Consider the following 15,789-nt stretch of genomic DNA (forward strand, 5'->3'; position numbering starts at 1 on the left):
GGGTGGGCTAGGATACATTCGGGCGCGAGAAAACCTAACGGAACGCCTCGGTATGGCGTTGACAGGGTAATTACTAGGAGTGGGACTATGCGTGGTCGTGGCAAGCAGATAACGTTCGGCGTGGCGGCTTGGGAGGGGTTGGCCGCCGGCGAGCGCACGATGGCTCGGACGGTGGCTGCCACCTTGGGTCCGCGCGGGCGCTATGTGGCCTGGGACACGAAGGACAAGCGCACCCCCAGCTTGTCGAACGACGGCGCCATGGTGGCGGGCAACATCGACCTGCCCGACTCGCTGCAAAACGTGGGGATGAAGGTGGTGCGCGAGGCGGCCATGGCGGCTAACCTGGGGGCGGGTGACGGCACCACTACGGCCACCGTTTTGGCCGATGCCCTTGTAACCGAAGGTGTGAGGGCGGTTGTTTCGGGCGCCGAGCCGCTGGCGCTGCGCCGCGGCATGCAGAAGGCGTGCGATGCGCTGGTGGAGGCGCTGCGAGCGTCCGCCCAGCCGGTGACCACCGCCGAGCAGCTGGCGGAAGTAGCCATCGTGGCCGCCGGCGACGAGAAGATAGGCCGCACCGTGGCCGACGCGCTGGTCAGCGTGGGGACAGAAGGCGTGGTCTCGGTGGAGAAGAGCAACATGTTCGGCATCTCCCACAAGGTTCAGAAGGGCATGATGTGGGGCTTCGGCTTCATCTCCCCTCAGATGGCCGACGACATGGGCGCCATGGTCACCGAGCTGCACCAGCCCTACATCCTCATAACCGACCAGCGTCTGGCCGACAACTTCGACGACGTCATCCCGGTGCTTGAAGAGGTGGCGAAATCGGGGCACCCGCTGCTCATCTGCGCTGACGACGTGCGCGGCGTGTCGCTGAAGTCGCTCCTGGCCAACAACGCCCGCGGCAAGCTGAAGACCGTGGCCGTGAAGGCTCCCGGGCTAGGCGAGCGCCGCAAGAACGAGGCGGAGGATCTGGCCGTGCTCACCGGGGGCACCTTCGTCACCGAGGCCCAGGGATTGCGCCTGAGGGACGTCACCAAAGCCATGCTCGGACGGGCCGAAAGCGCCATCATCACGAAGGACTCGTGCGTGGTGGTGGGCGGCAAGGGCAAGCAGGAGGCCGTCGACGCGCGCAAGGCATCCATCCGCGCGCAGCTGGACGGCACGGTTGCCGGCGAGAGCCACGATGTGCTGCGCGAGCGCTTGGGGAAGCTCTCGGGCGGCATCGCCGTCATCTCGGTGGGCGCCGCTACCGAGACCGAGCAGGACGAGATTCGCAGCCGTATCCAGGACGCTCTGCGGGCTACGCGCTCGGCGGCGGAAGAAGGCCTGGTAGCAGGCGGAGGGGTGGCGCTCGGCCAGGCGGCGCAGGCGTTTGGTGCGCGCGATTTCGCCAGCGAGGACGAACGGCTTGGCGCCGAGATCGCGCGCAGGGCAGCCTGGGCGCCCGCGAAGGCCATCGCCGCCAACGCCGGCTTCGACCCGGAGGTGGTGGCTCACGGGATTGCGAGCGCTCCTGCAGGCGAAGGTCTCGACGCTGCCACCGGCGAGTGGGGCCCCATGATTGCCCGCGGCATCGCCGACCCCGCCAAGGTCACCCGGGTGGCCTTGGAATCCGCCGTTTCCGTGGCGGGCCTCATCCTGATAACGGATGCCGCAGTGGTAGGGAACTAGCGGCGGGCGCGTGAGGACGCTTTCGCGGGCCGCGCTCTCCACGTTTTCGCAAGAATTAACGTTGTCGTCTCCTGTTGCGGCGGAGTGGCTGGTAAACTTGCATATCCGTGCATAAGATACAGGGCGACTGCTTCGCCGCACGGCAACGAGGCAATCCGATGGTTTCCGAAGGGAAGGAAGCATCTATGCGTCTTATAGGGCTGGAGGATGTGGAGGACATTGCGCTGGGGGCTTCGCTTCTGGGCGCGGGCGGCGGGGGCGACCCTTACGTGGGCAAGCTTGCCGCCATGGCCGCTATCCGCGAGTGCGGACCGGTCACGCTGCTGGACGCCGACGAAGTGCCCGACGACGCCTTCGTGGTGCCTTCGGCCGGCATGGGCGCACCCACGGTGCTTACCGAGAAAGGCTTCGGCAGCAACACGGAAATACAGGCGCTCAAGGACAACGTCCAGCGCTTCTTCGGCCGCGAGGTCTACGCTACGCTTCCCGCCGAGGCCGGCGGCGTGAACTCCATGTTCCCGCTGATCGTGGCGGCGCGCCTGGGCATCCCCATGGTGGACGCCGACGGCATGGGCCGGGCGTTCCCCGAGTTGCAGATGGTCACCTTCACCATCGGCGGTGTGCGCACCACGCCCATGGCCTGGGCTGACGAGAAGGGCAACTTCGGCGTTCTCGACACCATCTCGAACAAGTGGGCCGAAGACGTGGCGCGCTCGGTCACCATGGTCTGCGGCGGTGCGGTATCCATCATGCTGTTCGGCATGGACGGGGCCAAGCTGAAGGAATGCGGCGTGCACGGCATCGTCACCCGCAGCCAGCAGCTGGGCCGCGCCATCCGCCAGGCCAAGCATCTGGCGGCCGAGGAAGGGCTGACCCCCGAGGAGTTCTTCCTGCGGTTCACCGGCGGCCACAAGCTGTTCAAGGGCAAGATTTCTGACGTGCTGCGTGAGATGCGCGGCGCATTCAACTACGGGCGCGTGAAGCTGGCCGGCATCGGCGACTACAAGGGCTCGGCGGCCTACGTGGACTTCCAGAACGAGAACCTGTGCTGCGTGGTGGACGATCGCATGGTGGCCACCACCCCCGACATGATTTGCCTGGTGGACGTCGAAACCTTCATGCCCGTGCCCACCGACGCCCTGAAGTACGGCAAGCGCGTGATGGTGGTGGGCCTGGAGTGCTTCCACCTGTGGCGCACGCCGGAGGGGCTGGAGCTGGCGGGCCCGCGCTACTTCGGGCTTGACACCGACTACATACCCGTGGAGGAGCGCTGCAAGATGGCGGTTGCGGAAGGCGAGGTGGCTTAAGCCATGTACAGACTGGGAATCGACGTCGGGGGAACGAACACCGACGCAGCGCTGATCGACGAGAACCTGCAGGTGGTGGCGGCGGTGAAGAGCCCTACCACCGAGAACGTGGAAGACGGCATTGTGGCCGCCATGAACGCGGTGCTGGAAGCCGCGGCCATCGATCGCGACCAGGTGGGCTGGGCTATGCTTGGCACCACCCAGTGCACGAACGCCATCGTGGAGCGCAAGGGGCTCTCTCCTGTGGCCATCCTGCGCATCGGCGCGCCTGCAAGCGTGTCTATGCCGCCCATGGTGGACTGGGCGCCGGACATCGCCTCGGCGTGTGTGGCCGACGTCATCGTGGGCGGCGGCTTCGAGGCGGACGGCAAGCGCATCGCCCCCTTCGACGAGGCAGCCGCCCGTGCGTTCTTCGAGAGCGTGAAGGGCAAGGTGGAGGCCGTGGCCATCAGCTGCGTGTTCGCCACGGTGCGCGCCGACGACGAGCTAGCCGCCGCCGCCATCGCCCGCGAGGTGTTCGGGCCCGATATGCCCCTGTCGCTGTCCCACGAGATCGGCAGCATGGGGCTTATCGAGCGCGAGAACGCCACCATCCTAAACGCCGCCTTGGACCGTGTGTCGAAGCGCTTCACCGAAAGCTTCGCTCGGGCGCTTCGGGAGGCCGGCGTCGCCTGCGCCCAGGCCTATCTGTCCCAGAACGACGGTACGCTCATGACCTTGGAATATGCGCGTCGCTACCCGATTCTCACCATCGCCTGCGGTCCCACCAACTCCATCTGCGGCGCCAGCCGCCTTACCCAGGTGGACAACGCCATCGTCATCGACGTGGGCGGCACCACCACCGACCTGGGCGTGCTTCAGCTGGGCTTCCCGCGCGAGAGCGGCGTGGCCGTCACCATCGGCGGCGTGCGCACGAACTTCCGCATGCCCGACGTGGTGTCCATCGGGCTGGGCGGCGGATCGATCGTTCGCGTGGGCGAGGACGGCTCGGTTACCGTAGGCCCCGACTCCGTGGGCTTCCGCATCGCCCAGGAGGCGCGGGTGTTCGGCGGCTCCACGCTGACCGCCACCGACGTGGCCGTGCGCCTGGGCATGGCGCAGGTGGGCGATCCAGCCCTGGTGGCCGATGTGCCTCAGGAGCTTGCCGAAGCGGCCATGGCGGTTATCCGCGAGCTGGCCGAGGACGCCATCGACGCCATGAAGACCTCCAGCGACCCCATCGACGTCATCCTGGTGGGTGGCGGTTCGATCATCCTGCCCTCCGATTTGGCGGGCACCAGCACGGTGTACGCCCCCGACCACGCCGGGTGCGCCAACGCCGTGGGCTCGGCGCTTGCGAAGGTGGGCGGCGAGGCAGAGATCCTCGTTAGCTACGACCAGGTTCCGCGCGACGAGGCCATAGCCAACGCTACTGAGGCGGCCATCGCTGCGGCCCATGCGGCCGGCGCCGTGCCCGGAACGGTGACGGTGGTGGACGCGGAGGACGTGCCACTGGCCTACATGACGGGCCATACCTGCCGCATCAAGGTGAAGGCCGCAGGCGACCTGCAGGCTTAAGGGGCGTCGGGCTTAGGCGCTGATCGCCCAGAAGCACAGCGCCTGACCGATGATGGTGTCGATGTCCCAGGTGGTAGCCGAGCGCGTGGGGCTGTTCGGGTCGTAGACCACGGCCCGCCCCTGGGAATCCAGCCCGTTCATCACGATGAAATGCCCTTCCTCGGTGAAGTCGCCCGGGCCCATGATGGCCACCACCGGGGTACCTGCCGACAGGGCGTTCTCTATCTGGAAGGCGTCGGCGCCCAGCTCTTCGGACTGCAGTCCCAGCATACGGGCGCCCTCGCTCATGAAGACCCATCGGGTGCTGCCATCCTCTACGAATCCGTTGCTCTCGGAGAATTGCGCCATGGCTACCGGGTCGTAGGAGGCGTCGCCGGTCAGGTAGACGTAGACCATGGAAAGGCACGTGGGGCCGCAGCCGGCGATGCCCAGGGTGCTGTCGGCGTAGGGGGTTTCAGCCCAGTTCGCGTCCTTCTGGTACAGGTGGGGCATCGTTCCGCGCGCCCATTCCGACGCCGGCGTGCTCGCGGGGCTCTCGTCCGACCCGGAGCGGCTGCGTGCCTCGTCCAACGCGCCCTGGAATGCGCCGGCTGCGTCCACGCCGGCAGCGGCGGTAGTAGTGCCCGAAAGGAACGAGAGAGGGCTTTCCTGGCCCGAGGCGCGCAGAAGGCCGCTCCCTATGAGCAGCAGCACGACCAGTGCCAGCGCTATGCAGCCGAAGCTCTTCAGCTTGTCCGATATGCGCAGGGGTTCGTAGGCGAAGGCGGGCTGCGCCGCTCGGCGACCGGCTTGCCGAGGGCGCGACGAGGCTTGGGCTGCTGCTGCGCTTCGGCGCACCGCGTCCGTCCGCTGCTCGGGAATGCGCGCGAACGAGCGCGGGGGCGCGAAGCTCTCTGTCACGCCGTAGCGCGGGTTCTGCGTGCTGTAGTAGTCCAGGTCGTCTACGTCCAGGTTGTCGTAGGAGAAGCCGGCGGTCTGGGGGCCCAGGTCGGCGAAGGTGGCATGGCGTGCGTTTCGGTGGTCCATCGTGCCCTCCTGCGGTGCGTCGTGACGGCTGCGGCGCGTTTCGAGGTGTAGCGCCTTGCTCCTAAACCTACCATCGCGTTCGGTTTGGTGTCCCATAGGGAATGCTTAGCAATTTCTTATCGGGCTGTACTTTCTGGGAAATACCCGCCAAACAGCCTGGTAAAGGCAGTGTTTCAGTAGATACTGTGGAAAGCGGGCCGCAGCGCTTTCGCTTGCGCGAAGGCTCGCGTATCTAGGAGCGTGCACGGATGCGCAGGCTGCTTGGCGGCGTGCGCGCAGAGGGAAGGAGCATGCCGTGGAGGAGCGGGCCCTGCGTATTCTCGCTGTCGACGACGATGCCGCCATCGCCGACATGGTGGCGCGCATGCTGGAGGCGGAATGCTACGACGTGACTGCCTGCTATTCCGGAGGGGAGGCCTTGGCGCTGTTCGCCGCCGAGCCTTACGATTTGGTGCTGCTCGACATCATGATGCCCGGCATGGACGGGTTGGAGGTGTGCCGGCAGATCCGGCAGACCAGCGAGGTGCCCATCGTGTTCTTGTCCGCCAAGGACGAGGAGACCGACAAGGTGCTGGGGCTGCTCATGGGCGCCGACGACTATATCGTGAAGCCATTTCGCCAACGGGAGCTGGTGGCGCGTGTGAAGGCGCGGCTGCGACGGTTGGAGGCGAGCCGCAGCGCCGGTGCCGCCGACGGCTCCGGCTTGGGCCGAGTTGGCGATGAAGGTGCCGACGAGGGCGCGCCCGGCATCCGGCGCGTGGGCGACCTTGAGATCAACGAGCGCGGTCATGTAGCTCACTTCCAGGGCATGGAGGTTTCGCTGGCCCCGAAGGAGTTCGGCGTGCTGGCCATGCTGGTCCGCAACGCCGGCGCCACGGTTTCGGCGGCCGAGCTCTACGAGTCCGTCTGGGAGCAGTCCTACGACAAGACGGCCAACAACTCCGTCATGGTGTGTATCCGCGGAATACGCCGCAAGCTGGCCGAGGTGGACTCGTCCATGGACGTGGTGCACACGGTGTGGGGCGTGGGCTACAAGATCGAGGGCTCTGCGAAGGCGGCGGGGAGGTAGCCATGGCCTTGGAGAACGCCCAGTCGCGGCATCTGTGGTGGAACCTGCTAGGGCGCCTCGCCGGCTTTCTCATGCTGTGGACGGCGCTGTGCATTGCTGCTGCCTTCCTGCTGGAGCAGTTCGTATTCCCCTCGTTCGGCGAGTTCATAGCCTCGTCCACGAGCGAATGGCAGGGCACCACCCAGGAGAATCTGAACGAGCTGGCCATGGTGCTGGGCTACGATGCCCTGTACGGGCCTCACGACCAGACGTTTCGCCAGCAAGCGTCCATCGGATGGGACGGCACCCTGCTGGTGCGCGACATCAGCTTCTACGAAATGGTGAGGCGGCTCAAGCTCCCGGTGTTCTTCGCCGTGTACCTGCTCGGCGTCGTTGCCGTTTCCGTGCTGGTGCTGCGCCGCTCGGTCCGCAACTTCGACAAGCTGGCGCTGGCGGTCACGGGCTTGGCTCGGGAGCGGACCCAGGCACCGAAGCTGCCGAGCAACCTGTACATCATCCAGTCCGAGCTGCTGCAGATCCAGTCCGCGGCCATCGCCGACGAGATGGCGTCGGTGGAGGAGGAGCGCCGTAAGAACGAGATGGTGGCCTACCTGGCCCACGACATCCGCTCGCCCTTGACCTCGGTGACCGGCTATTTGGAACTGCTGAAGGACACGCCGGACATGCCGCTTGAGGCCCGCCGCCGCTACGCCGAGGTGGCCTTCTCCAAGGCGTGCCGCATGGAGGGCCTGGTCAACGAGTTCTTCGAGATCACCCGCTACAACGTGGTGCGCATGCCCATCGAGCGGGAGCGGCTGGATGCGGCGCTGTTCTGCCAGCAGGTGGCCGAGGGCTACGACATCCAGGCGGCGGCGCGCAACCTGACCATCGAGGTGGACGCGCCGGAGGGGCTTGAGTTTCTGGGCGACCCGGACAAGCTCTCGCGGGCGCTGGGCAACGTCATCCGCAACGCCATCGCCTTCGCCGACGAGGGGACGGTCATCCTAGTGTCTGCGGCGAGGACCGCGTCGCTTGGCGGCGACCCTATTGTGGACGTGGCGCCTTCCGGGCGGTTGCAGCCGCCGTCGCCGACGAGCCGGGTGGGAGCTGCCGCTGGCGAAGATGCCGCCGTCGGGGAAGCCTCGGCCGAGGGGACGCCTGCCGTACCGGTGCCGCCCGTGCCGTCGGCCTTCGCCATGGTGCCGCATCCGGTGAGCGCCGCCGTGGTCTCCCAGGCCCAGTACGTGCGCTTCACGGTGACTGACCATGGCAAGGAGATCTCGAAGCTGCACCTGACCAGCATATTCGACAAGTTCTTCCGCGAGGACAGCTCGCGCGGCCAGGAAAACGGCGGTGCGGGGCTGGGGCTTGCCATCGCCAAGGAGATCGTGCAGGCCCACAAGGGCGAGATCGCCGCCGCCAGCGACCACGGCGTCACCACGTTCTCCATCACGCTGCCCTTGGTGTAGCGCGCGGGGGGGGGCTCGGCTTGCCGTAGCCGCGCCGCCCGCGCGACCGAAAGCCTACCGTTTCCTGGAGAGGGGTTGCCGTGCGCCCAGGGCAGTGGTATGCTTTCCATCGCTTTAGTACAGTAGAGTGATAAAGTACCGAACCGGACGGCAACCGCAGCCTTTTCGTGCCGTAGTGCGTCCCGGCTAGGTGCAGCGGGTCTTCGGGCCTGCGGACGTTGGGAAGGCAAGGTTTGCGATGAAGAAGAAGTTTGCAGCGGTTGTCGCCTGCGCGGCGGCGCTGGCGCTTTCGGTGGCGGCGCTGGCCGGGTGCTCGGGCGGCAGCCAGGAGAGCACCGACGGCACCCAGAAGCTGATCGTCGGCTTCGACCAGGGGTATCCGCCCTACGGCTACGTGGACGACAGCGGGCAGTTCGCCGGGTTCGACCTGGATCTGGCTCAGGCCGTGGCCGAAAAGAACGGCTGGGATATAGAGCTTGCCCCCATCGACTGGGATGCCAAGGACGCGCTTCTGGGCAGCGGCGCCATCAACTGCATCTGGAACGGCTTCACCATGGAAGGCCGCGAAGCCGGATACACCTTCAGTGACCCCTACATGCTCAACGAGCAGGTGGTCGTGGTGAAGGCCGACAGCGGCATCGACTCTCTTGAGGACTTGGCTGGCAAGGTGGTCATGACCCAGGTCGACTCCGCCGCGCTCGACGTGCTTCAAAACGATAACGCCGAAGAGGGCGGCCAGGCCGAGCTCGCCGCCACCTTCAAGGACCTGCAGACCATCGGCGACTACAACAACGCCTTCATGCAGCTGGAGTCCGGCGCCGTGGACGCCGTGGCCTGCGACCTGTCCATCGCCGCCTACCAGATGGCCGCCAAGCCCGACGTGTACAAGCAGCTGGGCACGCTTTCCAGCGAGCACTACGCCGTGGGCTTCGCTAAGGGCGACGATGCCCTTGCCAAGCAGGTGACCGATGCGCTCAAGCAGCTGGACGAGGAAGGCGTGGTCCAGCAGCTGTGCGATAAGTACGCCGATCAGGGCATCACCTACGACAACTGGGTGCTGTAGCGCTACACTGAACGGGCGGCGTCTCTCGCGGCGGGGCGAAGCTTCGGTTTCGGCTCCCCGAGCGAAGGCGTCGCCCTTCTGTTTCGTTTCGCGCGGAAAGGACAGGCATGGACTTCTCCACCATGATGGGGATTCTGCTCTCGGGTCTGGGCTTCACGGTCCAGATCTTCCTCATTACCCTTGCAGGGTCGCTGCCGCTGGGCGTTCTGGTGGCTTTGGGGCGCATGAGCAAGTGCAAGCCCGTGGCGCTGCTGGTGCGGTTCTACATCTCCATCATGCGCGGTACGCCGCTGATGCTGCAGCTGATGTTCTTCATGTTCGGTCCGTACTACATCTTCGGGCTGTCCTTGGGCAACGACTGGAAGTACTGGGCCTGCTCCATCGGCTTCATCCTGAACTACGCCGCCTACTTCGGCGAGATCTACCGCAGCGGCATCCAGTCCATTCCCCGCGGCCAGTACGAGGCTGCCGAGGTGCTGGGCTACACCAAGTTCCAGACCTTCACGAAGATCGTGCTGCCCCAGGTGGTCAAGCGCATCCTGCCCGCCATGAGCAACGAGGTCATCACGCTGGTGAAGGACACGTCGCTGGCCTTCGTGCTGGGCATCATGGAGCTGTTCAGCCAGGCCAAGGCGCTGGCCGCCTCCCAGGTGAGCATGGTGCCCTACATCTTGGCCGGCGTGATCTACTGGGTGTTCAACTTCATCGTTGAAATCGTGCTCACGCGCATCGAGAAGCGGATGAACTACTACCACGACTAGGGCGCCCCGGACGTCTGTGCTGTCTGCAAGCCCGCTACCGAAAGCTGTGACCTATGGAAAACGCCATCGTGAAATTGGAGAACGCGCGGAAGTCCTTCGGCGACACCCCGGTGCTCAAGGACATATCGCTTACGGTCAATCGGGGCGACGTGCTGGCCATCATCGGCCCCTCGGGTGGCGGCAAGTCCACGCTGCTGCGCTGCTGCACGCTGCTGGAAACCCTTGATGGGGGCAGCCTCTCCTACGGCGACCTGGACGTGTGCGTGAACGACACCCAGGGAAACGCGGTCTACGGGCCCCCCTCGGTCATCCGGCAGGCAAAGCAGCGTTTCGGGCTGGTGTTCCAGAACTTCAACCTGTTTCCGCACTACACGGTGCTGAAGAACGTGGCAGATGCGCCCATCAGCGTGGCGAAGGTGCCGAAGGCCCAGGCCGAAGAGCGCGCCCGGGCGCTTCTGGCGAAGATGGGGCTCGCGGGCAAGGAGTCCATGGTGCCCTGCGAGCTTTCCGGCGGCCAGCAGCAGCGCGTGGCCATCGCCCGCGCCCTGGCCATGAACCCCGATGTGCTGTTCTTCGACGAGCCCACCAGTGCGCTCGACCCGGAGCTCACCCAGGACGTGCTGCGCGTCATTCGCGAGCTGGCGGCGGAGTCGATGACCATGGTGATCGTGACCCACGAGATGTCCTTCGCCCGCGATGTGGCCGACCACCTGGTGTTCATGGACGGCGGCACCATCGTGGAGGAAGGGCCGGCCGCCCAGGTGATTGAAAGCCCCCAGCACGAGCGCACCCGCGCATTCCTGCGCAACTACGGCAACTAGGCCGCCCCTCTGCCACCTGGCCGGCGCCCGTGGGCGGCGCAGTGCACCTTCGCTTGTCCTCGCCCCGCGCGGGTGTGGGGCTTGCGGCTCTTCGCTGCTGCGGAATCGCTCAGGTGCACCACGCCGCATCTTGACGACCGCCCCTCTGCCACCTGGCCGGCGCCCGTGGGCGGCGCAGTGCACCTTCGCTTGTCCTCGCCCGCTCGGGTGTGGGGTTTGCGGCTTTTCGCTGCTGCGGAATCGCTCAGGTGCACCGTGCCGCCCACGGGCGCCTGCTCTTTCGTGCTTGGCCGGCTCGGCGAGGGTCGGGCTCGTGGGTTTATTCGCCCAGGCGGTTTCCCGTGGCTATTGCTTTGCCCAGCAGTGCGCCGAGCGTTAGGCAGCGGCCGTGGCTGAGGCCCGGCGCGCAGATGGGGTAGTCGTTGGCGAAGAAGTTGCCCATGACGTTGCCCACTGCGTAAAGGCCTTCGATCGGATCGCCGTCGCGGCTGAGCACCTGCATCTGGCTGTCGACGTTCAGGCCCGATGCGATGACGAGCACCTTTGCCGTCAGCGCCGAGGCGTAGAACGGGCCCTGGACGATGGGCTGCAGGTCGGCGGCGTCCTTGCCGAAGTCTTCGTCGACGCCGGCCTCCACCAGCTCGTTGTAGCGGGCAACCGTCGCCTCGAGCGCGTCTGTCGGCACGTCGATGGCTGCGGCTAGCTCTGCGATCGTGTCTCCCTTCACGGTGCTGCCGTCCTCCAGGCAGTACTCCACTACTTCGCTATGGCTCGGCGGGTTAGCGGGGTCGGCTGCTCCGCTGGAGAACATCGCCGTCAGCGGGCCTGCGGTATTGTTGTTGTAGTTGGACAGCGGGGACATCTTGGGCATCTGCTCTTCGAAGTTGCTGTCGAAGATGGCCCAGACCTTGTGGCCCTTGCTGGTCAGGTACATGTTCGAGATGCCGGGAAGCGTGGTGTTCTCGTTGCAGAAGCGCACGCCGTCGCTGTTGACCTTCAGGTTCGACGCTGCGCTCAGTGCGCCGCCGCCGAAGATGGGGTGAATCATGGCGGCATGGGCGCCCGGCTGGATGGCGGCACCTACCCACATGGCCATGTTGATGCCGTCGCCGGTGTTGGCGGTCGAGTCGGGGTACACGCTTCCCTCGGCGCCGGCGGCCAGGGGGCACCATGCCTCCACCATCTCCTGGTTGCTGCCATAGTCGCCCGTTGCCAGGACAACGCCTTTGGCCGCGTTGATCTTGACGGTGTTGCCGTCGGCGTCGGTGGCGTATACGGCGACGATGCGATCGTCGTCCTTCAGAAGCTGCTCGGCCTTCATCTTGAAGTAGGACTGTCCGCCTGCGTCTTCGCCCGCCTTCATCATGCGCTCGATCAGCGCGCAGGGCCCCTCTACCAGACCGCCGAACATATGGTCGGTGGGGTATGTGCGGGTGGCGAAGTCCTCCGCCCCGGCGGATGCTGCCGACCCGGATCCCAGCATCACTTCGCCGCCGTCGGCCACGGTCATGTCGATAAGCCGGTCGAAGATGGGGCCAGAATGGTCCGCCCACAGCTTCAGCAGCGAGCCATCTGCCTTGTATCCCGACGATTTCACCAGGTCGTTGACGAGCTGACCCTTGTCGATGGTAATGCCGGCCGCCTTCTGCACCTTGGTGTCGACGGCGGCGAAGTCCAACCCGCGCCCGCTGATGGAGTCGCGCTTCTCGATGATCACCGTGTTGGCCCCGGCTTCGGCTGCGTGCATGAAGGCAGCCGCGCCTGCCATACCGGCGCCGATTACCACCACGTCTGCGTCGATGGTCTCGCTGACACTGCCTTCGTCAATAGACTCGGGTACGATTTCCCACGAGCGGCCGGTACCGGCAGCCGATGCCGTGGTGGCGTCGCCCTTCGCCGCGTTGGCGGTTGTGCTGGGGGAGGCGCAGCCTGCAAGCGTGGCCGCTCCTGCAGCCGCGCCTATGGCCGCGATACCCTTCAGAAATCCGCGACGTTCCATGGTTGCGTTGATCATAGGTAGCCCCTTCCTCTCCTGGGTGCCCGAGCACCCCTTTCCTCTGTCGGCTGCGTCTTGCATTCTGTCCGGCGCAGCCTTCGCCCATGGTCGCTTGCACCGGCGCTCAGCGCATCGTCGGTTTCACTTGTTTCGGCCTGAAGGCCATCACTGGATTCCATTGATTTTTGCGCTTACCAGGTAATTTCAGCCCGCAGGCGCGGGTGTGCCGGCGTCGGGTGCGGGTGAATCGGGTTACAATGGCCCCGTCGAGAGAGGAGGGCTCGGTTGAGTCCGAACGCCGCAAGGAGCTTGCGCCGCGTCCTGGGTTTGGCGCTTTGCCTGGCCTGGGCGTTCTGCGCATACCCGCCCACCAATGCCGAGGGGACGTTTCTGCAGGGCATGACTCCCGGCTTTCAGACGCTTATGCGCTTGGGGGTCGTGGGGCTGGTGCCTACGGTGCTCTTTCCCCTGTTTCCCTCCCTGTTCGTCGCGAAGCGTTCCCGTCGCGTTGCCGCTGTGGTCGTTACGGGACTTTGGGTGGCGGGATGGCTGGGAAGCTCCCTTCTTGCGCAAGACGCTTCTCCGGCCATTGCCTTTGCGATGACTGCCGTCGCGGGTGGCTGCGTGGCCTACTTTCTCGTACGCTGGGGGTTGGAGTTCTGTTCGGGCGATGTCGAGACGGCCGAGCGCGACTTCGTGTCCGTGCTCATCGTTACGGGCGTGGTTTCCGTCTTTGCCCTCGAAGTGCCCGGAGCCATGCTTCCCGCACTGCTGGTTGTCATGGCGATTGCCGTGGGGATGCTGGCCTTTTTCGAGCGCGGTTGCCAGCCCGATGCGAATGTCAAGGGGGAGAGGGGATCGCTGAGTCGCGGCGCGCTCGCGCTGTCGGAAAAGCAGACGGCCGCTTCCCTCGTTCCCATAGTGCTTCGCACGGCGCTGGCCGTTACCCTCGTGAGCTTCGTTTGGTGTGTGTTCTCCATGCGCCATCAAACCCTGGTCGTTTCGAAGACCTTGGTGTTCGGCGTCGGCTTCGTGCTTGCCGGCGTTGCCATCCGCCTGTTTCTGAAGCACTCTCCCAGCGTCGGTTTTGCCGCCGCCGCCCGCTGGGTGCTTCCCGCCATGGCCGTGGGGCTGCTGCTGAACGACTCGCGTTTCCCCTGGCTGCTGGTGGCGGCATGCCTGATGCTTTCCGTGGCCCATGCCGCCTTCGAGATGAGTCTTCGCATGCAGGTGGTGTCGTTCGCACGCCGGCACGAGGCTTCGCGTATCTTCTGCGTAGGGTGGGGCTTTGCTGCCATCATGGCCGGTGCGTTCCTCGGGCCGAGTTTGTACCTGGCGCTTGCGTCCGTCGTTGCCGTGGACACGCTGCACCTTACTTTGGCGGTGCTTGTTGTGCTGGTGATCGTGGGGTCGCTGATTCCTCTGGTGCCCGACCAGAAGCCTGCGGAGCGCGAGATGCTGGCCGAGGGTGCGTCCAGCAGCGAGCCAGGCGATTCCGCAGCGGCCGACCCCGCTCGGCTTGCGCTGCTCATGGGTGTGCGCTATGGGCTGACTAATCGCGAGGCTGAGATTCTGCACATGTTGCTGGAAGGGCGGAGCCGTCCCTACATCCGCGATACGCTCTACGTCTCCATCAGCACCGTTGACACCCACGTGCGCCATATCTATGCGAAGGTCGGCGTGCACAACAAGCAAGACCTGATCGATTTGTCCCGTGCCTGCGAATAAGAGCGCGTGCGGCCGCTCTGCCACCTGGCCGGCGCCCGCGGGCGGCGCGGCGTGCCTTCGCTTGTCCTCGCTTCGCGCGGGTGTGGGGCTTGCGGCCCATGGCTGCCGCGGAATCGCTCAGGTGCGCCGCGTCGCATCCTGGCGACCGCCCCTCTGCCACCTGGCCGGCGTCCGTGTGCGGCGCAGTGCACCTTCGCTTGTCCTCGCCCCGCTCGGGTGTGGGGCTTGCGGCTCTTCGCTGCTGCGGAATCGCTCAGGTGCACCGTGCCGCCCACGGGCTCCTACTTTTTCGTGCTTGGCCGGCGAGACGCGCCCTCGCTTGTCCTCGCCCTGCTCGGGTGTGGGGCTTGCGGCCCGTGGCTGCTGCGGAATCGCTCGGGCGCCGCCCAGCCCTCGCCTTGCCTGCTTTTGTGCGCTCGATTGGTTGCCGTGCGCTTTCTCGCCAGTTGCGCTTGTGGCGGCTGCAGGTTCTCTTTTGTGGCTTGCTACTGCGCGAGGGGCTGCGGTTCGCCTTCGAAGGAGCCGATGGGTTTGCGCAGGTAGACGAGGTCGTGCCAGCGGCCCAGCTTGTAGCCGGCGCTCGGATGGTAGCCTACTTGAACGAACCCCAGTTTCTCGTGCAGGCGCAGGCTTGGCTCGTTGTCGGCGGTGATTAGGCTGAACAGATTGCGGACGCCCATGGCGGACAGCTCGCTTTCCAGCTGCGATACCAGGCGCGCACCCAAGCCCTGTCCCTGTGCTTCGGGGGCCAGGTATACCGCCAGTTCCGCGTTCCATTGGAAGGCCGCACGCTCTCCCATGCGGTGGGCGTAGGCGTAGCCGATGATGCGGGCTTTTGCAGGCTCTTCGGGCTCGCTGGGCTGCTGCGTCTGTTCTGCCACCAGGTAGGGGTACGTACCGATGATGGAGGCCATTCGGGCGCGGAACTCGTCGAGCGAGGGCACCGCGTATTCGAACGTGATGGCGGTGTTCTCTATGAACGGCCGGTAGATGGCCAGTATGCCGGGCGCGTCTTCCAAGGTGGCGGGACGGATTCTTGGCGAGTTTTCGTCGGCTTGCCGAGGTACGTTCGTCTCGGCGACGCTTTCGCAAAGCACGGCTTCCCTCCTTTGCCGGTTTTGTGGGCGCCTTTCCGCCCATGTTCGGCCCATGGTACCAATCACCGTGGCGAGAAATCGTGCATACCAGGCAGGTTGGTGCAGAAAAACGTATGAACCTGCCCGGCATGCACGATTCACAGGGAATGTGCTATCATGACATCGCTTGAGTACATAGCCTGCCGCCGGGTAGGTGCAAGCGCCCAAAGGATGGACGTCGTTAGGCCTTTGAAGACGTCCGCCCC

At 65.7% G+C, this 15,789-nt stretch carries 12 protein-coding genes; 9 read left to right on the top strand and 3 right to left on the bottom strand.

Annotated features, from left to right (window positions below):
- Nucleotides 1-87: 87 nt before the first annotated feature.
- From groEL to NFR41_RS08010, 3 genes are all read left to right on the top strand, one after another.
- Nucleotides 88-1,671 carry a chaperonin GroEL gene (gene groEL / locus NFR41_RS08000; RefSeq protein ID WP_251231425.1) on the top strand — a complete coding sequence of 528 codons (1,584 nt, stop codon included), beginning with the start codon at nucleotides 88-90 and terminating at the stop codon, nucleotides 1,669-1,671.
- Between the two features lie 185 nt (nucleotides 1,672-1,856).
- Nucleotides 1,857-2,978: an S-methyl thiohydantoin desulfurase family protein gene (locus NFR41_RS08005; protein ID WP_251231426.1), complete on the top strand. Its 1,122-nt coding sequence runs from the start codon at nucleotides 1,857-1,859 to the stop codon at nucleotides 2,976-2,978.
- A gap of 3 nt (nucleotides 2,979-2,981) precedes the next feature.
- Entirely contained in the window at nucleotides 2,982-4,535 is a 1,554-nt protein-coding gene (locus NFR41_RS08010) for a hydantoinase/oxoprolinase N-terminal domain-containing protein (RefSeq protein ID WP_251231427.1), read from the top strand.
- A gap of 12 nt (nucleotides 4,536-4,547) precedes the next feature.
- Here the strand turns inward: NFR41_RS08010 and NFR41_RS08015 are convergent, their stop codons facing one another.
- Complete coding sequence (locus tag NFR41_RS08015) at nucleotides 4,548-5,561, bottom strand: C39 family peptidase (protein ID WP_251231428.1); 1,014 nt, start codon at nucleotides 5,559-5,561, stop codon at nucleotides 4,548-4,550.
- A 295-nt stretch (nucleotides 5,562-5,856) separates the two neighbouring features.
- Here NFR41_RS08015 and NFR41_RS08020 point away from each other — a divergent pair, with 295 nt between their 5' ends.
- The 5 genes from NFR41_RS08020 to NFR41_RS08040 all read left to right on the top strand — a co-directional run bounded on the left by NFR41_RS08020 (nucleotide 5,857) and on the right by NFR41_RS08040 (nucleotide 10,723).
- Nucleotides 5,857-6,630 (top strand): response regulator transcription factor, encoded by a 774-nt coding sequence (locus NFR41_RS08020; RefSeq protein ID WP_251231429.1) that lies wholly within the window; start codon nucleotides 5,857-5,859, stop codon nucleotides 6,628-6,630.
- A 2-nt stretch (nucleotides 6,631-6,632) separates the two neighbouring features.
- Nucleotides 6,633-8,078, top strand: coding sequence for a sensor histidine kinase (locus NFR41_RS08025; RefSeq protein WP_251231430.1), 1,446 nt, complete (start codon nucleotides 6,633-6,635; stop codon nucleotides 8,076-8,078).
- Nucleotides 8,079-8,316: 238 nt separating this feature from the next.
- Entirely contained in the window at nucleotides 8,317-9,141 is an 825-nt protein-coding gene (locus NFR41_RS08030; protein ID WP_251231431.1) for a transporter substrate-binding domain-containing protein, read from the top strand.
- Between the two features lie 107 nt (nucleotides 9,142-9,248).
- Nucleotides 9,249-9,902 (top strand): amino acid ABC transporter permease, encoded by a 654-nt coding sequence (locus NFR41_RS08035; RefSeq protein WP_251231432.1) that lies wholly within the window; start codon nucleotides 9,249-9,251, stop codon nucleotides 9,900-9,902.
- 53 nt (nucleotides 9,903-9,955) lie between these two features.
- Nucleotides 9,956-10,723 carry an amino acid ABC transporter ATP-binding protein gene (locus tag NFR41_RS08040; RefSeq protein WP_251231433.1) on the top strand — a complete coding sequence of 256 codons (768 nt, stop codon included), beginning with the start codon at nucleotides 9,956-9,958 and terminating at the stop codon, nucleotides 10,721-10,723.
- A 319-nt stretch (nucleotides 10,724-11,042) separates the two neighbouring features.
- On the opposite strand, the gene NFR41_RS08045 is transcribed toward NFR41_RS08040, so the two are convergent.
- Complete coding sequence (locus NFR41_RS08045) at nucleotides 11,043-12,737, bottom strand: FAD-dependent oxidoreductase (RefSeq protein ID WP_251231434.1); 1,695 nt, start codon at nucleotides 12,735-12,737, stop codon at nucleotides 11,043-11,045.
- Nucleotides 12,738-13,004: 267 nt separating this feature from the next.
- Between NFR41_RS08045 and NFR41_RS08050 the strand changes: the two genes are divergently transcribed.
- Nucleotides 13,005-14,447: a helix-turn-helix transcriptional regulator gene (locus tag NFR41_RS08050; protein ID WP_251231435.1), complete on the top strand. Its 1,443-nt coding sequence runs from the start codon at nucleotides 13,005-13,007 to the stop codon at nucleotides 14,445-14,447.
- Nucleotides 14,448-14,932: 485 nt separating this feature from the next.
- Here the strand turns inward: NFR41_RS08050 and NFR41_RS08055 are convergent, their stop codons facing one another.
- Nucleotides 14,933-15,544 (bottom strand): GNAT family N-acetyltransferase, encoded by a 612-nt coding sequence (locus NFR41_RS08055; RefSeq protein ID WP_251231436.1) that lies wholly within the window; start codon nucleotides 15,542-15,544, stop codon nucleotides 14,933-14,935.
- Nucleotides 15,545-15,789 lie beyond the last annotated feature (245 nt).

It is taken from the genome of Adlercreutzia aquisgranensis, from assembly GCF_943193145.1.
Lineage (GTDB): Bacteria > Actinomycetota > Coriobacteriia > Coriobacteriales > Eggerthellaceae > Xiamenia > Xiamenia aquisgranensis.